20 protein-coding genes are annotated in these 19,731 nt (G+C 33.8%); 7 read left to right on the top strand and 13 right to left on the bottom strand.

The genetic code is table 11. The features are described from left to right. Window positions 1-542: 542 nt before the first annotated feature. A complete protein-coding gene (locus ASJ80_RS02545) occupies window positions 543-1,211 on the bottom strand; it encodes a histidinol phosphate phosphatase domain-containing protein (RefSeq protein WP_069584673.1) in 669 nt (222 codons plus the stop codon). Window positions 1,212-1,489: 278 nt separating this feature from the next. On the opposite strand from ASJ80_RS02545, the gene ASJ80_RS02540 reads away from it, so the two are divergent. Continuing rightward, window positions 1,490-2,362, top strand: coding sequence for a pantoate kinase (locus ASJ80_RS02540; RefSeq protein WP_069584670.1), 873 nt, complete (start codon window positions 1,490-1,492; stop codon window positions 2,360-2,362). A 207-nt stretch (window positions 2,363-2,569) separates the two neighbouring features. Here ASJ80_RS02540 and ASJ80_RS02535 read toward each other — a convergent pair whose 3' ends face one another. The 10 genes from ASJ80_RS02535 to purC form a co-directional block, all read right to left on the bottom strand. Further along, window positions 2,570-3,355, bottom strand: coding sequence for a DUF7839 domain-containing protein (locus ASJ80_RS02535; RefSeq protein ID WP_069584668.1), 786 nt, complete (start codon window positions 3,353-3,355; stop codon window positions 2,570-2,572). 286 nt (window positions 3,356-3,641) lie between these two features. Continuing rightward, window positions 3,642-4,085 carry a universal stress protein gene (locus ASJ80_RS02530; protein ID WP_069584666.1) on the bottom strand — a complete coding sequence of 148 codons (444 nt, stop codon included), beginning with the start codon at window positions 4,083-4,085 and terminating at the stop codon, window positions 3,642-3,644. A gap of 264 nt (window positions 4,086-4,349) precedes the next feature. Then, window positions 4,350-4,517 carry a hypothetical protein gene (locus tag ASJ80_RS16790; protein WP_179288724.1) on the bottom strand — a complete coding sequence of 56 codons (168 nt, stop codon included), beginning with the start codon at window positions 4,515-4,517 and terminating at the stop codon, window positions 4,350-4,352. A 218-nt stretch (window positions 4,518-4,735) separates the two neighbouring features. Continuing rightward, window positions 4,736-6,145 (bottom strand): single-stranded-DNA-specific exonuclease RecJ, encoded by a 1,410-nt coding sequence (recJ, locus tag ASJ80_RS02525; RefSeq protein ID WP_069584664.1) that lies wholly within the window; start codon window positions 6,143-6,145, stop codon window positions 4,736-4,738. Window positions 6,146-6,276: 131 nt separating this feature from the next. Then, on the bottom strand, window positions 6,277-6,549 hold the full coding sequence (locus ASJ80_RS02520; protein ID WP_069584662.1) for a signal recognition particle protein Srp19: 273 nt from the start codon (window positions 6,547-6,549) through the stop codon (window positions 6,277-6,279). Between the two features lie 18 nt (window positions 6,550-6,567). After that, the gene (locus ASJ80_RS02515) at window positions 6,568-7,344 is read right to left on the bottom strand and encodes a uroporphyrinogen-III synthase (RefSeq protein ID WP_069584659.1); all 777 of its coding nucleotides are present in this window, start codon (window positions 7,342-7,344) and stop codon (window positions 6,568-6,570) included. A 20-nt stretch (window positions 7,345-7,364) separates the two neighbouring features. Then, on the bottom strand, window positions 7,365-8,078 hold the full coding sequence (gene cobA / locus ASJ80_RS02510; RefSeq protein WP_069584657.1) for a uroporphyrinogen-III C-methyltransferase: 714 nt from the start codon (window positions 8,076-8,078) through the stop codon (window positions 7,365-7,367). Window positions 8,079-8,134: 56 nt separating this feature from the next. After that, window positions 8,135-8,791, bottom strand: coding sequence for a phosphoribosylformylglycinamidine synthase subunit PurQ (gene purQ, locus ASJ80_RS02505; protein ID WP_069584655.1), 657 nt, complete (start codon window positions 8,789-8,791; stop codon window positions 8,135-8,137). A 43-nt stretch (window positions 8,792-8,834) separates the two neighbouring features. After that, on the bottom strand, window positions 8,835-9,089 hold the full coding sequence (purS, locus tag ASJ80_RS02500) for a phosphoribosylformylglycinamidine synthase subunit PurS (RefSeq protein ID WP_069584653.1): 255 nt from the start codon (window positions 9,087-9,089) through the stop codon (window positions 8,835-8,837). Between the two features lie 121 nt (window positions 9,090-9,210). Continuing rightward, a complete protein-coding gene (purC, locus tag ASJ80_RS02495; protein ID WP_069584650.1) occupies window positions 9,211-9,951 on the bottom strand; it encodes a phosphoribosylaminoimidazolesuccinocarboxamide synthase in 741 nt (246 codons plus the stop codon). A 258-nt stretch (window positions 9,952-10,209) separates the two neighbouring features. Here purC and glmS point away from each other — a divergent pair, with 258 nt between their 5' ends. The 3 genes from glmS to ASJ80_RS02480 all read left to right on the top strand — a co-directional run bounded on the left by glmS (window position 10,210) and on the right by ASJ80_RS02480 (window position 14,014). Further along, window positions 10,210-11,988 (top strand): glutamine--fructose-6-phosphate transaminase (isomerizing), encoded by a 1,779-nt coding sequence (glmS, locus tag ASJ80_RS02490; protein ID WP_069584648.1) that lies wholly within the window; start codon window positions 10,210-10,212, stop codon window positions 11,986-11,988. A 159-nt stretch (window positions 11,989-12,147) separates the two neighbouring features. Continuing rightward, complete coding sequence (locus ASJ80_RS02485) at window positions 12,148-12,918, top strand: epoxyqueuosine reductase (protein ID WP_069584646.1); 771 nt, start codon at window positions 12,148-12,150, stop codon at window positions 12,916-12,918. 61 nt (window positions 12,919-12,979) lie between these two features. After that, a complete protein-coding gene (locus tag ASJ80_RS02480; RefSeq protein WP_069584644.1) occupies window positions 12,980-14,014 on the top strand; it encodes an NAD(P)/FAD-dependent oxidoreductase in 1,035 nt (344 codons plus the stop codon). A 39-nt stretch (window positions 14,015-14,053) separates the two neighbouring features. On the opposite strand, the gene ASJ80_RS02475 is transcribed toward ASJ80_RS02480, so the two are convergent. Beyond that, the gene (locus tag ASJ80_RS02475) at window positions 14,054-14,863 is read right to left on the bottom strand and encodes a response regulator (protein WP_069584642.1); all 810 of its coding nucleotides are present in this window, start codon (window positions 14,861-14,863) and stop codon (window positions 14,054-14,056) included. 245 nt (window positions 14,864-15,108) lie between these two features. On the opposite strand from ASJ80_RS02475, the gene ASJ80_RS16785 reads away from it, so the two are divergent. The 3 genes from ASJ80_RS16785 (at window position 15,109) to ASJ80_RS02465 (ending at window position 18,895) form a co-directional block, all read left to right on the top strand. Next, the gene (locus ASJ80_RS16785) at window positions 15,109-15,249 is read left to right on the top strand and encodes a hypothetical protein (protein WP_176720294.1); all 141 of its coding nucleotides are present in this window, start codon (window positions 15,109-15,111) and stop codon (window positions 15,247-15,249) included. Between the two features lie 311 nt (window positions 15,250-15,560). Beyond that, window positions 15,561-15,872, top strand: coding sequence for a hypothetical protein (locus ASJ80_RS02470; protein WP_069584640.1), 312 nt, complete (start codon window positions 15,561-15,563; stop codon window positions 15,870-15,872). Window positions 15,873-16,372: 500 nt separating this feature from the next. Further along, window positions 16,373-18,895: a DUF5814 domain-containing protein gene (locus ASJ80_RS02465; RefSeq protein ID WP_069584638.1), complete on the top strand. Its 2,523-nt coding sequence runs from the start codon at window positions 16,373-16,375 to the stop codon at window positions 18,893-18,895. Between the two features lie 139 nt (window positions 18,896-19,034). Here the strand turns inward: ASJ80_RS02465 and arfB are convergent, their stop codons facing one another. Next, a complete protein-coding gene (arfB, locus tag ASJ80_RS02460; RefSeq protein WP_069584636.1) occupies window positions 19,035-19,730 on the bottom strand; it encodes a 2-amino-5-formylamino-6-ribosylaminopyrimidin-4(3H)-one 5'-monophosphate deformylase in 696 nt (231 codons plus the stop codon). Between the last annotated feature and the right edge of the window lies 1 nt (window position 19,731).

Below are 19,731 nucleotides of genomic sequence, written 5' to 3'. Positions count from 1 at the left end.
GTTTATATCTTATTCTTTTGTTACTACGACCAACTATGTCCTCAAACATCATGTAACGTTTCTTGGAGCTGATTCTAATTATTTACTTACATATCCTTCAACTAGAGTAAATTTATTGTAATGCTTGGTAAAACCAATATTTTTTGTAATAATACTTGTTTTTCAAATAATATGCACTATAATTCCATTTTCCCAACTTAAGGAGTTCCAAAGATTTGAGTATACTCAACAATTTTTAACTAGTACAATTGCATATCTTCAAACAGTTAATATCTAAATATCTACTTTATTCCAATTTTGAAACTATTTCCATTTGTTATATATTTTAATTTAGATTAGAGAGATCATTATAAATTCAATTTTATTTTAATTTTTATCAACTATTATGAAAACATTTAAAGATTTCCAGTACACTAATAAAATTTAAGAAAAAAAACTTTATGAACTCTATATATTATAATATTACTCTTGTTAAAAATAGGTCAATGTTCCAGTTAAAGGGGAGTTTTTGAGGCATTTAAAAAAAAGAAAGAAATTAAAATTCACTCAACTATACCCTTATTCCTTAAAATCTCCAGAGGGTTATCCCGCAGTGCCCGTAAAATCTCCTTTTCAGGCAGTCCCGCACCCTTCGCTATATTATAAGCAGTTTCATAAGAGATAATATCTTCAGGCGCGTGGGTATCTGTATCTACAACAAGGTTAGCCCCCACTTCCATAGCTACTTTGGCCACGTGCCCGTTTGAAAGGGCATGCCCTCTCCTCGCGCTTATCTCAAGTGCAATGTTGTTATCTTTTGCAGTTTGAGCTTCTTCCGGAGTTATTAATCCGGGGTGTGCCAGTATATCCACGTCCGGGCAGTTTACTGCAGCCCAGTTAGTTCCTTCCACTACAGGCTCCATCAGGGTTTCCCCGTGGACAACTATTATTTCCGCCCCTAATTTTTTGGCCTTGTTTGCAAGTTTGCCTATAATTTCAGCAGGAGCATGGGTTATTTCAGCCCCTGGAATGACTTCTATGTCCCAGTTTTCTCTTATATCTAATATTACATCTCTTATCCGCCTAACACAATCAATGTTAGACGCATCAACGTGATCAGTTATTGCAATTGCTTCATGATCCAATACATGTGCTCTTCTTGCTATTTCAGACGGTAAAAGTTCCCCATCGCTGAATATACTGTGCATGTGAAGGTCTATTCTTTTATTTATATAATTCCCTCCCAGATGATATTTAAATTTGAATTATAATTGTTTTAATATTGAAATTTTCCTTATCTTTTTATTGTCAAACAGCCTATTAAAATATAGTGATAAAATAAAAATTTAAGATTTTATCGATTTAAAAAAAAATGATAATCATGATCAACTTCAATATTTGATAATCACGTAAATGAAATCTTAGACTTCACTGATTTCATTATTTTAAAATCAATAAAATAATAACTTTAATATTAAAATTAAATCGTTTTTATCTAAAGGGTGTTAAAATGAATTGTTCAATATTTGTTCCATCTCATATTACAGGCTTTTTTGAGATACGAGATAATGATAATCCCATTAAAAAAGGGTCCCGCGGTGCGGGAGTTGTTATGGACAAAGGAGTTATAACAAAAACAGAAATAAGTGATGGAAATGGAGTACAAATAAAAATAAATGGGAAAATTGACGTGCGAAATGCTACGATAACTGAAAAAACCATAGAGATCATTAAAAGAGATTATAATTTAGATAACAAAAAAATAGTAATCACTCACGATGTGGATGTGCCCATTGGGGCAGGATTTGGGACCTCGGCATCATTTGCTCTTGGAGCATCTCTAGGAATTTCAAAAATTCTTGATTTGCCATTAACATTTAATAAAGCCGCGCAAATTGCCCACCTTGCAGAGGTAGAAATGAAAAGTGGTTTAGGTGATGTTATAGGGGCCCTATCTGGAGGGCTTGTTTTAAGGCTCAAAGAAGGCGCGCCTGGAATTGGAGTAACAGATAAATTACTCTTAAATCAGTCTGAAGACCTTTATGTTATTTCAAAATGTTTTGGAGAAATAAATACAGGAGACATCATCGAAGACCCGGTCCATAAAGAAAGGATTAACTCAACCGGAAGAGACCTGTTATTTAAGCTTACGAGTGATCCAAAACCTGAAAATTTAATGAAATTATCCCGGAAATTCGCTGAAAAAACCATGCTTATGAGCAGTGAAGTTTTAGAAGCTGTAGTTATACTTGAAGAAGAAACAATAGGTGCGTCCATGGCCATGTTAGGAAATACAGCTTTTGCAATTTCTGAAAGTCCAGATACAAGTATTGAAAATGCGGTGGTTGCAAAACTCAACCACAGCGGGTTGAAATTTTTATGAGATATGCAGGACTTTAAACCAGTTTTCTAAATACTATAATCAAAATAAGCACTATAATCAGTATTCTTAAGATGACATAGATCAGAACCCAGTCCATATTAAAGTTATATCCTATTTAATATTAAATTTTTAGAATGTAATATTAATTTAAACTGGCTTAAAAAAGAGTAAATAATCAAAAGGATAAATCAGACCCTGTGACCTAGATCATTTCTTAAAATCCTCGATAGTATACTTAATCCCCTCTTCATCCAGCTTTTTTGTTATGCTCCTTGTCATTTTACCAACTGCAAAAACAAGCACGTTTAAACCTCTTTTTGATGCAGCGATGGTAGCTTGAGGAGTTGCAAATTCAAAATCAGGAGTAATTCCAACTTTTTCTATAACTGCCCTTGAAATTGTCCCCATTATACCTACTTTGTCAAAACCTTTTTCATAAATTTCGCTGATTTTATCTGTGTTAGAAGCCCTTGAACCTCCCTGGTTTATGGTAGGAAGTTCTATTATAGTTACAGTACCTTTTTTAAGTTCAATGGTACCATTTAATTTAGTTAAAGCGACGTCTTCTCCAGGAGCAGCATCATTGAGCACTTCTGCAGATGCGGGTGTCTCCTCTTTTGTAGCGTATAAAACACCTTCTTTCATTTTAAGCCAAACATTCTCGCCGGTTTTAAGTTCTTCTTCTGCTATTGCCGGCCATATGGACTTGTAGGTATTCATGGTCTCTACCACTTCATCAGCATACTTCCTGAGGTCGGTGGCTTCTTTTTTGACCTTTTCAATTCCCCTCTTTGTAATGTTATACCTTGCAGTCCCCTCTCTTATTTCTACAAAACCATCGTCAGTTAAACTTTTAATGTTTTCAGAGACTGCTTGAATAGTTATTCCAAGTTTTTCAGCTATGTCCTTTTGCCTCAGGTGGGGCTGCTGCTTGGCTATCTCTGCAAGAATCTGAAACCTTGTGAGTTCTCCTTTTTTCTTGAAAACTTTCATTTATTCACCAATTTATTAATTTAAAGATTTAAATTGAACTGAAATAGTAAAGACTAACTTATTAAAATCTATCATGGAAATATTCTCAAGTAGAATATAAGATATTATCATATAACTAATTTATTAAATAGGGCCTTGTGTTTGTCATGAATAACCAAACGTTAAATGTATTGTTTATAAATAAGTATTATGCTAAATATTATTTAAATTTAATAAGTTAAAAGTCTAAAGTACCTCATATAAAATAGTCCACAGTATAGTATTTCCATTATTTCTTAAATATGTTTTACCGTACTACTAATACCGGCGATGATGCAGTTCTTACTACTTTTTCTGCAACGCTTCCAAGTAGAAATCTGTCCATACCATGTTTTCCAGAAGTCCCCATAACAACAAGATCAATTCCTTCCTCCTCAATTGTTTTACGAATTGTACGGGCGGGACGACCTTCCTTGGTCATAAAAACTAATTTTATTTCAGTATTAAGTTCTTCTTTGCATTTTAATGACATATCAATGAGGGCATCAAAGGACTTCCTCCCTTCATCTTCAAGCATTTCTTTAACCCTCGTTATTGCTTTTTCAGTTGGTAATCCCATAAATAAAGAATTATCAATTACATATAATGCTAAAAGTTCTGCATTACTTTTACCTGCAATCCATATAGCCTGTTCTGCAGCTTTAAGAGCAGGCTGTGAACCATCTGTGGGTAACAATATTTTTTTATACATTTAAATCTACCTTTAATCTTACCATTTTACATTAAAAATATATTTCAACTAGATGTTTCTGCCAAATAGATTTCAATATGGTTGAATAAGCTAGAGATGATATCCTAGTTATAGTTATTATATACCAGTGACATTCTTTTGATTCTTGAGATATCATGTTCCATTTCTTTTACCATTTCGCGAAGTGTATTTAGGGTTTCATTTAATCAGGTTTTTGTCTTACCTTTTTCATATTCATATGGTTGAAAATCTATATCTTCAAGCCTAACCTCCAGAATATCTGATGCTTTCTGCAGTTTGCCCGATTATCTTTGGATTACCATCTTCAATGGTATCTGAATTAACAATGCTAATAAAACCACCGGAAGTTTTTCCCATTTCATTAATATAATTTAAAATAAATTTTTCAAATTTAGGGAATGCTTTATTCATAGTAATATTTATACGAAAAAAAGTATTTTAATATTTCTATCAGTATCAAAGAAATTTATTTTATTTTATCATGCCAATGGTGCATTTTACAAATTATAGGATTCATTTATATTTTTTACAGCATTTAAGGCAAGGGCAAGATTTTTTATTAAATTAAATTATGAAAAATTAAAAATGGTACATATACCAACTTTAAAGAAAAAAATATTTAATTGAAATTAAATTTTACCAGTTAAATATTCATCAAATACATTAAGGAATTTATCCATATTTTCTTCAGGAATATATGCCCCACATGCAACAGAGTGTCCACCGCCGTTTCCACCGACTTTAGCTGCCACCTTTCTTATTATATTTCCAAAATGTATTCCATCATAAGCTAAAAGACGTGAACAACGCAGTGATACTTTTATTCCTTCAGAATCTTCCCCAACAGGAGTAAATCCGATTATTGGTTTTCTCCAGTCACCATAGCTTAAAATCATTCCAGCAACAGTCCCAATTACTTCACTTTTTATTTCGCTGCCCTCAAAATACTGCAGGTTTTCTAAAGAAATAATCCTGTCTTCTTCCGTTACCCATTCCATTTTTTGAGCAAGATACCTCCTGTGCTCAAGCGCAAGCTGATCCATCTCGTCCAGTGCAAGGCTTCTATCGCCTTTCAGGACATTGAGTGCAATTTCTGGATGTTTATGGCGGCTGCAAGCATTAACTGCAGTTGAAAATTCACTGGCATCCCTAAGTGGAGAATACTTTTGCTCCCCTAAAAAGTCATAAGACTCTCCAGCAACAAGTTTTGGAACATGTTTTATGTACCTTTGAGGCACTTCCTTACTTAACATCCGGACTAACTCTGAAAATATTTTGCCTTTTTCTTCCTGAGTTAAATCACATAAAACTCTTGCTCTTTTACCATTTTTAGTTGGAATATCAAGTTTATTCAACATATGGATACATTCAGTCCTACTATTTGTTATAGGGAGTTTAACATCCCCAAAATATGAAAGAGCTACAAATATTGGCCTTGTCTGCCTTCCATAGATAGAAAGATCATTATTTGTAGCTATAAGTTTATTTTGAATACTTGCTGCAAGAATTTCCTTATTTAAGCCCACTAATTTTCCAGACATGCTGTTTTGCATATCTCCTACTGCACTTAAGACACCTAACCAGCTTAGATCATCAAATCCAAATGTATGTGCAAGCAAATATGACATTCCACCACCTGAAACATCATGTGATCCATCTATACCATAGTAATGGCAGTTTAATTCCAGGAACTGACCCGACACATGGTTGTCAAAACCCATTGGCCTTAAAGGAGGGTGGTGGTCTAAAATAAGTACATTAGATGAACCATTTCCTAATTTGTCCACATTTTGTCCAGAGCCCAAATCCGAAAATATGGTAAGTTCATTCTCAAGTTCAAGGCCATCTATTTTATCCAGAGTCACGAATTCAACTTCATGGTCTTTCTCTAGATTATCAAGCATGGAAGATAATATTGCACCTGCGGTTATTCCATCGCAGTCAATGTGGCTGTATATCTTGATATCTTCAGCATTCTGGACCATTTCATGAGCCTTTGAAAACGCAAGGTTCATTTGATCCTGTTTATTGATTTCCATTTCGTTTTTAGCTCCAGTGAAAATTTAATTTATCATATTCAATCGCATATAATTAAAAACAAATGAAATTAAAAATTATAAACTAAACTTAAATTATGAAATTATATGTCTTAACTTCATTAAAATATTAATTAAGACCTCATTCCCTTTATCATGTTACTTATTTTAATCAGTGTTTCTTTTTTAGTGTTGCTCTTATCTACAATCACTCTACCAGATGATTCCCACCATGATCTAGAATAAGATTTATATTTTTCAACTTCAGGGTTAAGATGGAGTTTCTGTGCAGCTTTGTTAATTTCCCTTATTTTTGGAGCAGATACTGCATCTTCTTTAGAAATACGTCTTCCATCTTTTTTTGTCCTCTCCGAATCAATATAAGCCGGCCATATTATTGTTCTCATCAGTTTCCCCACTTGGATTTAATCATTCATCACATCTACCAGTTTATCCAGCATATTTTTAAATGTGTACACTTCAGGCATTATGGGATTAATTTTATATGCATCCAGCACCTTTTTGGTTATAGGGCCAATTGCTGCAACTAAAACTTCATTATTCCTGAATATATCTAAAATTTCTGCCTTGTCTTCCTCTTTAGCAATTTTAATAAGATTTTTAACTGTTAAAGGGCTTGTAAACATTACAACATCTATATCTTTATTCAATATGTCATCTATAAGCTCATAAATCTTTGATTTATCATCAGGCATCTCTGACTTATATGCGTCTGCAAGGAAAACCTGCGCCCCTCTGTCCTCAAGCCCATGTGGAAGTGTGTATCTTGCAACCATGGTCCTTGGAAGCCCCATTTTCATGCCTTTAACATCAAATTTTTCAAATGCTTCCAGAAGTCCTTCTGCAGTATAATTATCAGGGATAAGATCCGCTTTTACATTGTATTCGTTTAAAACCTCTTCAGTTTTAGGACCTATAGTCGCGATCTTTAAATTTTCAGCACCTTCAAGACTGCAGTGTTTAAAAAATGATTTTATAGCCCTTGGAGACGTGAATATGAGCCAGTCAAGTTCATTTATCATATTACATAATTTTATCACTTCTTCCGGCTTGGAATCTTTTAGTTCAATTGTAGGAGTTACAATTGGAACTGCTCCATAAGATTTTACCATTTCAACTGAGTCTTTAGCCCTTTCAGCAGGTCTTGTTATAACAATTTTTTTACCTTCTAATCCCTTCATGATATTGCCTTCTTAATAGATCAGTTACTGATTTGATTCATTTCTTTAAAAACATTGACAACATTTCCAATAACCACTAAAGCAGGAGGTTTAATATCCTTTTCAGTTATGTTTTCCAGTGTGCCTGTTATTATCCTTTGGCCTTCCATTGTGCCGTTTTCAATTACACAAACTGGAGTTTCAGGATCCTTATGTTTCATAATTTCAGCTGTATTTTCAGCTAAATTTCCAATACCCATAAGTATTACAATTGTATCAGCTTTAAAGTCCCATCCTACCTGCTTCTTACATTTTGTTGGGTCTTCATGACCTGTAACAACTGTAAACGAAGTTGCAACACCTCTATGAGTAACTGGAAGTCCTATTGTTGTGGGTACTCCTATAGCAGAAGTTACACCTGGAACTAACTCAAAATCAATTCCTTCTTCTACAAGGGCCAGAATTTCCTCGCCCCCTCTTCCAAATACAAAAGGGTCTCCACCTTTAAGACGTACAACTACATCATTTTCTTTTGCTTCTTCAACAAGGAGCTTGTTGATTTCATCTTGAGATTTGTAATGATGCCCTGCTTGTTTTCCTACATATATCAGTTTTGCGCCTTCTGCATATTTTAATATTTCCTCATTTGCAAGTTTGTCGTACAGTACAGCATCCGCTTTTTGTAACATGTTTACTGCTTTGAGAGTGATAAGTTCGGGATCTCCTGGACCCGCACCTACTAAATAAACTACCATGTGTTCACCGTTTAAATTATAAAAGAATTAATAATTGGATAATTCTATGAATTATCCTATGATTTAAAATTAACTATTCCCTTAAAGAATTTAAGGCCGTCTGAAGAACCTAAAATCGTTTCTGATGCCCTTTCTGGATGAGGCATCACAGCACATATGAGCCCTGTTTCATCACAGACTCCCGTTATAGCTTCCATAGACCCATTTGGATTTTCTCTTTCAAATTTCAGCACGATTTGATCCTGATCGTGAAGTTTTTCAATTTCCTCATTGTAATAGCGGCCTTCAGCGTGTGCCATTGGCATGTTAATTATTTCATTCTTTTTATACATGCTTGTAAAAGGAGTTCGGGTCGATGCAACTTTTAATTCCACCTGCTTGCAGATGAATTTAGCATTATCATTGTTTGTGAATATGCCGGGTACCAGACCGACTTCTGCCAGTATTTGAGCTCCGTTACAAATTCCAAGGACGGGTTTTTCTTCTTTAACTATTTCTTTTATACCTTCTATAACAGGAGTTATTGAGGCTATTGCTCCAGCCCTCAGGTAATCTCCATAAGAAAAGCCCCCAGGAATTACAATTGCATCAAAATCAGATAAGTCTTTTTGATTCCACCAAACGTAATCAGGTTCCCCTCCTGCAATTTTTAGAGCGTGAAATACATCTCTATCACAGTTTGAACCTGGAAAGCGTATAATTCCTACTTTCATTGTTTTCCTCTTTATATTATTTTTATAAATACCTGTTCCAATATTATGCATCACTCGGAGTTATATTAATTTCGTAATCATGAATTACAGGATTACAGAGAAGTCTCTGGCACATATCGTCCACTTCTTCCATTGCAAGTTTTTCATTTTCTTCTTCGAGTGTAAATTTAATTATTTTAATAGTTGCAGTTCCTTCAACTTCATATCCTAAAAGAGCGAGAGCTCTCTGTGTGGTTGAAGCTTCAGGATTTAACATGCCTTTTTTAAGGCTTATTTTAACTTCAGCATCGTACTTCATATCATCACCAATAAAATAAAATTAAAAGTAATAAGTTTGTTCATTCATAGATTACATTTTATCCTTATTAACTTTATTATGAAAATTTTACTTAAAGTCCATATTCAGCTTAATTCTATAATTAGATATTCCATTTTTCTTTATCTTCATCATCAAGTATCATGGATGCAACTTTTTTATAAGCGTCAAGAACACCAGACTCACCCTGTCTAAATAAATCTTTATCAAGAGTATCACATGTTTCCATATCCCAGAATCTACATGTGTCTGGACTTATTTCATCTCCTAAAACTATATTTCCATCTGCATCATAACCAAACTCAATTTTAAAATCAGGGAATAAAATTCCTTTAGACTCTAAGAAATCTTTTAACACTTTATTTATTCTTAAAGTGGTCTCTTTAATAATTTTAAGTCTGTATTCATCTATAAGGCCGAGTGCAATTGCAATGTCATCATTTAACATTGGGTCTCCATATTCATCGCTTTTATAGTCTATCTGTATTATTGGAGGCTCAAAAGTCTGTTTAGGTTCAAAAGGATATCTTTTTAGAAGACTTCCAGCCGCTATATTTCGTGTGATCACTTCCAGAGGGATCATTTCAAGTTTTTTTGATAACATAAGTCCTGGTTTTATAAGTTCTACATACTGGGTTCTGATTCTAGCCTCTTCAAGTATTTCAAAAAGTTTTGCAGAAATTATTGAATTCCAGAATCCTTTTTCGCTTAAATTATCTTTTTTAGCCCCATTTCCAGCTGTTATATCATCTCTAAATTCTACAACAACTTTCTGAGGGTCATCAGTTTCATATACGCCTTTGGCTTTACCTTGATATATTAGGGTTCCAATTTCGATAGTCATGTTAAACTCCATTTCTTATATTTAGTATCAAATATTTATATAGATATAAATTCCAATTAGTGATGTTGTAATATGTTGTAATTTTAAGATTATAAAATTGATGCAAAACTTAAAAAAATAAAAGAATGTTACTCATTTATATGAGATAGGAATTATAATAAAGTTATTATAATTTTAAAATTATAAAAATTGATGAAACACAATTAATAATAAAATAGAATATAATTAATACTCATATGACACCTTTTGGTGAAATTTATGTGCGGGATAATAGGATGTATATTAAACAATGAAAAGGCTGCGCCTGTACTTTTAGAATGTGTAAAAAGGCTTGAATATAGAGGCTATGATTCTATAGGCATTGCAACATCTGGAAGCGATATAACTATTAAAAAAGACAAGGGAAAAATCGATGATGTCCAGGCAAATCTAAAATTAACCGACCTTCCTGGAGAAATGGGAATAGCTCACGTCAGGTGGGCCACCCATGGATTACCTACAAAAGAAAATGCCCATCCACATACTGACTGTAAAAACAGGATAGCTGTAGTCCATAACGGAATAATTGAAAATTATAAAGAATTAAAAAGCCAGTTAGAAAAAGAAGGACATATATTTAAGTCCGAAACCGATACTGAAGTTATACCTCACCTTATAGAAAAATATATGGAGCAGGGAAACAATTTAGAGGATGCAACAAGACTTGCAATTGGAGATCTTAAAGGTTCATATGCTCTGGCAGCTATATCCCGTGATGAACCAAATAAAGTTGTAGGTGCAAGAAAAGAGAGTCCGCTTATAGTAGGAAAGGGCACAGGTGAATATTTTATAGCATCAGACGTCCCTGCCATATTAAAACATACCAATAAAGTTATTTATCTTGAAGATAACGAAATGGTTATTTTAAGTGATGATGGGATCACAATAAAAGATCCTGAAGGCAAAGTAATTGAAAAAGAAATTTTCGTCATTGAGTGGACCCCTGATATGGCTGAAAAAGGTGGTTACGATCACTTCATGTTAAAAGAAATTCACGAACAACCAAAAGCAGTTAAAAATACCCTTCGTGAAGCATCTGAAATTAAAAAAATTGTCCAGAGTTTCCCTAAATTTAATAGAATATGTTTCGTAGCTTGCGGAACATCATACCATGCATCTTTAATTGGTAAATATCTATTCGAAAATCTGGTTGGAATTTCAACAGATGTTACCTTAGCTTCTGAATTCGAATATTCTGCAGAAACGCTGGATGAAAATACACTTGTAATTGTTATAACACAATCTGGAGAAACTGCAGATACTCTTAAAGCTTTAAGACTTGTTAATCACAAAGCCAAAACACTTGCCATTGTAAATGTGGTCGGAAGTACAGTAACCAGAGAAGCAGAATATGTTGTATACACAAGGGCGGGGCCTGAAATAGGTGTAGCAGCAACTAAAACATATATAAGTCAGCTCACATCCATCTATCTTCTTGCAATCTGCATGAGCGGGAGGATGGAACTTTTAGAAAAGTTAGAAAGTATTCCAGATTATATGGAATCAATACTTGAGAATGAAGACTTCATTAAGAAAATAGCATGCAAATATAAAGATGCTAGAGATTTCTTCTTTATTGGACGAGGATTTTCATATCCAACAGCTTTAGAAGGTGCTTTAAAACTTAAAGAAATAACTTATATTCACGCAGAGGGTTACGCGTCAGGTGAATTAAAACATGGCCCACTCGCACTTATTGATGATGGCATTCCTGTTGTTGCAATAGTACCTCCAGGTAAAAGCCATGATAAAACATTAAGTAATGTTGAAGAAGTAAATGCAAGAGGTGCTCGTGTTATTGGTCTTGGATCATCAAAAGATGAAGATTTAAGATCAGAGACCATGGATATGATTGAATTTGACGATGAGATTAATGAAATATTTTCAGCTATACCATATGTCATTCCTCTACAACTTTTATCATATTACATCAGTGTTATGAAGGGTATAGACCCAGATAAGCCTAAAAATCTGGCCAAATGTGTAACAGTAGAATAAACTCTACTTAAAATATCTTTTTAATTAAAAACTAATCTCCTTTTAATTTTTTAAACTGCATTTTAAACCTTATTTTCACATGTTTAAAATGCCTAATTCAAACTTTATAGAAAACAATAAAAATAAATATTGATATTAACTCTTTATCAGGTCGATCAAATGTTATTAAATACTATTAAAGAAAATATGGCAAAATTTATTCAAAATAACCCTCAGAATTTTGTTGAAGAACTTGATATGATGCAGATATGGGATCAACCGCTGATGGGCGTTGCAAGCGCGTCTGATCCACTTTGGGAAAAATTAAAAGAACCTAATGTAATTGGACCAGATCATTTAACACCTGATGAATGGTTATCTGGAGCAAAATCTATAATTTCATATTTTTTGCCATTTACAGAACATGTACGCAGTTCTAACAGATCAAAAGGTCTGCCATCTAAAGAATGGCTTTATGGGCGTTGTGAAGGCGAAATATTTAACAATACATTACGGAAACTAATTGTTAGACTAATTGAAACTGCTGGAGGAAAAGCAGTTGCTCCAGCTTTAGACGAACGTCTTACAGTTGCTAATCATGTAAGTAACTGGTCAGAACGTCATGCTGCTTTTATTGCGGGCCTTGGAACATTTAGCTTGAATTATTCTCTAATTACCAATTTAGGGTCGGCAGGTCGTTTTGGCAGCGTCATCACAGACCTTGAATTTGAACCCAATTCCAGGCCATATCAAGAAATAGATGAGTACTGTACTAAGTGTGGGGAATGTATTGACCGTTGCCCTCCCTTAGCTATCACTAAAAAGGGTAAAAATGCTGAATCTTGTTCTAAATTCCTTGATAAGATGCTTAAGTTAAATAAACCAAGATATGGCTGTGGTAAATGTCAGACAGCAGTTCCCTGTGAATACCAGAATCCAACGCTTATTTAATGAGGACATAATTTCTAAAAGATATAACCCCTATTTTTACTTTTAGGAGGAAAAAATTTAAATGTACGACGTAATGGTAATAGGTGCAGGCCCTGCTGGTTGTATGGCGGCGAAAAGGTTGGCTGATGCAGGTTATGGTGTTCTGCTGGTTGAAAGAATGAGTATCCCCCGAGAAAAATCATGTTCGGGTATCCTGATTAAAAAATCTATTAAGGTGATAAAAAACGAATTCGGAAAAATACCAGATTCAGTTTTATGTAAACCCAATATAAGTAAAGGCATTGTCATTACCAACGAAAAGGGCCAAACATTCAAGTTTGAAAGCGATGGTTTGAATGTATGGAGGAGCCTATTTGACGAATGGCTTGCTTTAAAAGCTCAAAATGCAGGTGCTGAACTTAGACAATCAACTTCAGCTATTGCTTGTGCAGAAAAACATGATTATGTATCAGTAAAGCTTCATGATAGTGAAATATATGAAGAAAAAGCCAGAATTGTTGTGGCATGCGATGGGGCAGACAGTAATATTAAAAGGGATTTATTTAAAAAGCCAAAAAACTATGTTTTCACCTATCAAACCTTTTGTAGAGGTACTATTGATTTAGACCATGACTTCTTTCATGCGTTTTTGGATCCTCAACTTTCCCAGTATGATGCGTGGTTCAATGTTAAAGATGATCTTTTAATTTTAGGGGTAGGTGTCAAAGAACCAGCATTAATGAAAATGTACCATTCAAGATTTCTTTCATTTCTTAATTCGCAGTTCAATGCCAAAATAGAATCATGTGTTAAAGAAGAAGTTGGAATAATGCCTGGTGTTACGTCAGGATGTCCAGTTAATTTAGGGACGGGCAGAATTTTATTTGCTGGAGAAGCAGCAAACTTCCTTAATCCTATTGGAGAAGGAATATCAAGTGCATTAGCCAGCGGATATGCTGCAGCAGAAGCTGTTAAATCGGCATATAAAACTAATAATTTCAGTGTTAAATCTTTAATAGATACGTATAACTACAACATATCACCTGAAAAAGAGTACATGACAAGACAATGGACTATCCTAGCCGGCATGTCATCTAAATTTTCTTATATGAAATAAAAGATAATGAAAACAAATTTTATTTTAATAAAAGTTTAGCTATTGGAAACTTGAACCCATTCCAAGATCCACGACGTAGTGTTCTTCTGCAAAATATCCCCTTTCTCCTAATTCCTTAATAAATTCCACCAGATTTTCAAGGTCATTTGCCTCAGCTGATTCAAGTTTAATATTCTTTTCATCCACAGATAACTTTTTTTCAGGGGTTTTAAAGTCTCCAGCAACCTGTAACCACAAACTTTTTGGAACCCTTTCATTGAGAAGTTGTATGTTGCCAGCTCCATCTTTAGCTGCTTTTACATCAATATTAGATTTTTTTAACTCTTCAAAATTTGCAATTTTTGTTTCTAAGCTTTTATGCATATCTTCTGCTTCTTTAACGCCCCTTTCCTTTAATTCTGTTGTGTAATTATTAATTAAACTTATAAGGTCATTTCGGCTTTCTACCAGTTCTTTTTCAGCATTATGGCGTTCAATTGCATAGCTAATAGCTCTCGAAAGTAATCTAGCACTGACTTCTCCTTTCATCAGGTAATCCTGTGCACCTTCCCTTACAGCCCTAACTGCAACCTCTTCATCATCTAAACCACTTAAAATAACAATTGGTAGTTCAGGTTCATATTCATGCGCTCTCTCAAAAGTTTCAAGGCCCATACTATCTGGTAAACTAAGATCTAAAAGTAGAACATCAAATGAATCACCAGCTAAAAATTTAAACCCTTCATCAAGCCTTTTAGCCCATGATAATTCATATTTTTTTGTTTTTATATCCTTAAACATCTCGCTTATAAATCTTGCATCTGCGTCGTTATCTTCTATTAACAACACTTTAACGAGTCTATCTGCCAATGTTTTCACCTTTTCATTTCCTCATAAATTAAATCATCATTTATAGGAGCATTTAAAAATTTTACAATTTTTATTCTAGTACTATTTTGTATTTTCATATTATTCAAATTTACTAAATTTACTAATATGAATACAATACATTTAAAATCCCAAAAGAAACAAAATATTATGTCAGATCTGGCTACCTTTTAGGTAAGCTGTTTAAGACATCTAAAGACAGCATCCCATTTTTATACTCAAGCAGTATGAGAGATGGAATCATCCCATTAAGTGTTGCAGTTACATATTTTTCTTCCAGTTCAACTATCGCATCTACGGTACTGTTAATCCTGATGCCCTTTTTAGTTACAGGGTTTACTACAATCTGCGCAAATGATTTTAGTTAACTATTCTAATTTTAACCATTTGATTTTAACTCTCATGCCCCGAAGGCCGTGTAAATAGCATATTAACTCTTAAATACTTTATATTAGCAAGTCCAACACTATCCTTTAACACAAAAGTATAATTCGTACACATGATCATAGATATGAATGTAAATTAGACTATTACTCTCCTGTAAATCGAATTTATTAAATCCAACTTTTTGATACAAATTTTAATTTAATTCGCCACGTTTAGATTAATTAGATAGTTTTATAAATCTCAAAATAAATTTAATATTAACAGTGTAAAAATATTCCAATGAGGAGTTTCTATGAATCCAAGAAAAGCAGGGAAGCTTTTTATAGTTTTAATGATATCTTTAATCGCATTCGGGTTTGGATCATGTGCAAACGCATTAAATTCAGGTAATGACATCACATCAGGCATATTACCTTCTATGATTGCTTCAAATAATAATGAACAAATCTCAACTATAGGTGATCCTTCCTTTGAACCAGTTCATCTCATGAAACAATATTACAATATCACTAATTCCACCAATTCAACTCCAGTAAATAATACCAGTAATTCAACTAAAAATTCAACTAAAAATTCAACTAAAAATAACACATGGTGGAATTAATTAAGCTTTAGATAGAATTTGTTTTAAATGCAGTTATAATCTGTTAACCTCATCCAATGAGTTACAGACATTATTTAAATATTTTGATGCTAAATATACATTTTTAGAATTCACAGAATTTATAAATAATAAAGACCTATCTTTTTATGATCCCATTATTATAAGAATTCTATTTTTAATGCTCATGTCCAGGAGATTGTAAAATCAGAGATTTTGTATGGAGGTAACGCAAATTTCCGAACCGCAAATCTGAAAACCAGAGAAAAATGTTAGCAAAATCTCTCAAACCCTTCAAGTTTGGAGCTCTCAAAAATCTGTGATTTTTGACAGATTTTTGTAAGCCGACGAAAAATCTACGATTTTTCGGGCAAGCAAAAATATAATTTTTGCTAGTTTCATATATGAATTAAACTATATTTATATCCAAAATACAATTTAACATGAAGTATATTTAATGCGCATGTCATAGACATGAGTATTTCTTAAATTGGTAGATAATCATGATAATTTTAAGGCGTAATAAGAAAATTGTGGAGTTATTTCCCATTGGAAGCTCAAAAGGAGCATTAAATTCAAGGAGAAAACCTCTTTTTTATGGATATTTAAGGCTTAAACGAACCAATAACCAGATACGGCCTTACAAATTTATAGTGAAAAAAGGGGATAAAGAGTCCCTTTTTCCTCCAAGTGAAGCTATGAAAATTTTAAAAAAGCAGAACGTTTATTTAATCGATGGAGACGAAGAAATAGAAGAAATGTTAGATTCTCTTAACATTGACTTTAAAAAAACACTTATCTGCAGGCACTGTACTCTGGAGGGATACATAACTGTCATAAATAGAAATTCTGCTTATTTATCTAATAAAGAGTACATATGTAAATTATGTGCTGAAGAAGAGATTAAACGTGAAATAAAGTACAAAGGCCTTAGTTTAAGCACATTTAATAATTTTAAGAGAATGCTAGATGAAACTGGTGATCTTGATAAAGTTTTAAGCATTTTTGATCCTAAATTCAACCCCGTGAAGAATCCAAACCTAACTTTATTTGATAAAATTGTAGTTGGTAAGGATAACACCCCCAAAATGGAAATAGATAAGATAAAAATACCCGATGAATTTAAAAAGATATTAAAACTCCATGGCAAATACTTACTGCCTGTACAATCTCTGGCTTTACAAAATGGACTTCTTAAAGGGGAAAATCTGCTTGTTGTATCAGCGACTGCAAGTGGAAAGACTTTAATTGGTGAAATTGCAGGCGTACCAAACGCAATGAAAGGTAAAAAATTCATTTTTTTAACACCGCTCGTAGCACTTGCAAACCAAAAATACAGAGATTTCAAGAAAAAATACGGGAAATTAGGGCTAAAAGTCGCCATAAAAGTAGGTATGAGCAGAATAAAAGCAAAAGAAGAGCTCAAACTTCCAGATGATGATGTAAAAAATGCAGATATTATTGTCGGTACCTACGAAGGGCTTGATTTTCTGCTGCGTTCTGGAAAATCAGGAGATTTTGGAGAGCTTGGTACCGTTGTAATTGACGAAATACACATGCTTGATGATAAAGAGCGTGGCCCTCGGCTAAATGGACTTATAAAAAGATTAAAGTCCCTATTTAAAGATATACAGATTATTGGGCTTTCTGCAACAGTTCAAAATCCTCAAGAGATTGCAAAGGAATTCTTGATGAAGCTTGTTGAATACGACAGGCGCCCCGTTCCTTTAGAAAGACACTTGATATTTGCAAAGTCAGAATATGAAAAAACAGATATAATGACCAAACTTGCAAGAGCCGAATATAAAAATGTCTCTAAAAAAGGATTCCATGGGCAAACCATCATATTTACAAATTCAAGGAGAAAAACACATTCCATTGCAGATTATCTGACAAAAAGAAATATTAAAGCAGCCGCATATCATGCAGGGCTTTCATATTCAAAAAAGAGCAAGATAGAAAAAGATTTTGCAAATCAAAAGATTTCAACCGTTGTAACAACCGCTGCACTTGCTGCAGGTGTGGATTTTCCAGCTTCACAGGTTATATTTGAGGCACTACTAATGGGAAATAAATGGCTGTCCAATAATGAGTTTTCACAGATGCTTGGAAGGGCAGGAAGGCCAACTTATCACGATATTGGAAAAGTATACCTAATACCAGAAGTAGGGAGGAAATATGGGGAAGAAACAGAAGATATGCAGGCCGTAAGCTTGCTTGAAAGTGATGTCGATCCCATATATGTGCAGTACGATGAAGACGATGTATTAGAACAATGCTTAGCAGATATATGCTCTGGAAGAGTACATACCTTTAAGGAACTTCAAAATGCCTACAAAAATTTTGATCTTCCATTAGGTATAGAAGAAGCATATGATGTTATACATGATGCCGGCCTGGTAAAAGAGAAAAACAGTGAATTATCTTCAACAAGTTATGGAAAAGCAGTTTCTGTATCTTTCATGGATTTAAAAGCTGCAGAATACATAAGAAAAAGTATAAATCCCAAAAACTATTCTAAAAAGAATAAAAGACGTGTAGATCCCTTGGAAATCGCAGTAAAGCTTGATCCTTTTGAAAATGCCTACATGTCAAACAGGTTAAATAGAAGATTAGGTAAGGCACTTAATATCAACTTATCTGCAAGATTATTCGCTGATTCCACGCTGGACATACTGTCTTCGGGAGAAACATTATCAAAGCTTGAACCCAGCCTTCAAGACGCTCTGATAAATATGCAAATTGAATTCATGTCCTGCAAATGTCAGGACAGGCCGTTCTGCAACTGTTTCCAGGAAGAACTTTCCAGGCGAATTTTAAAACAGAGAATGCTCCATAAAGACCCTGTTGATATCAGTAAAAAGCTCTTAAAGAAATATCAAATACATTCATACGCAGGGGATATATTTTCATGGCTTGATTCAGTGATAAGAACGCTGGAAGCCATAAGAAGAATTGCAAATGCGTTTAAAAACCAAAAAATAGCAAATGAGTGTTCGAGGCTTATAAAAACTATTGAAAATTAATTTTCAGAAGTTTAATTCTTTTAAAGTACACCCTAAACTCCATATTTACAATGCTGTGAAAAATCCTGGATTTTTCATTACTGCAATTTAACATAAGTGTAGTTTGCAAAGGACCAGGACTGAGCTATCTTAAAATAAGTTAATCATTTACCAGTTTTTTAATATCTCCCATTATATCTTCAACAGCAATATCAAGCAGCTGTTTACCTAACTCCACATCTATACATACCCCTTCTTTTTCAACAGCTCTTGCACCATCATTTATCCCTTCGTTGACAATTCTCGCTTCTTTTAGGCCAACCATGCCTACTTCAGGGTATTTTTTGAAATCACAGTGCTCTGGTAACTTTGATTCATCAGCTATTTTTAAAATGCTTCCCATTGAAAGTTCACCTGTTCCTGCATGTGGACCTTCAATTTCCACTATTTTATTATTAAAAACTATTTTAAGTTTTAACTCTTTTTCAATCTCTTCTATATGATCAATTAATGGAATATTGCCCCCATGACCATTAACCAGAACAACTTTTTTGATATTCAAGTATTTTTTTGCACTTTCAAGTACCAGAAGCAGTTGATCTTCTGCTAATTTTTGGGCATCTATGTGGATACCATGTTTAACGTAATCGTATTCTGTTGCGGCATGCAGTATCCCTAAGAATTTTGCACCGCTTATTAAAGATGCTTGAAGGGCAAGATATGCTGCAATTTTAGAATCAGTATCTATGGGAAGTGCAGCACCATGATTTTCAAGGTGAGACCCAACTGCAAGAATCCCAATCTCATGCACCTCTGGAGATATAACGTTCCCTGACGAGTATCTAAGTTCCATAATT

Origin of the sequence: Methanobacterium bryantii (genome assembly GCF_002287175.1) — an archaeon.
GTDB classification, from domain to species: domain Archaea; phylum Methanobacteriota; class Methanobacteria; order Methanobacteriales; family Methanobacteriaceae; genus Methanobacterium_D; species Methanobacterium_D bryantii.
Note: the sequence above shows the minus strand (reverse complement) of the source record. Positions and strands in the feature narration are given on the sequence as shown.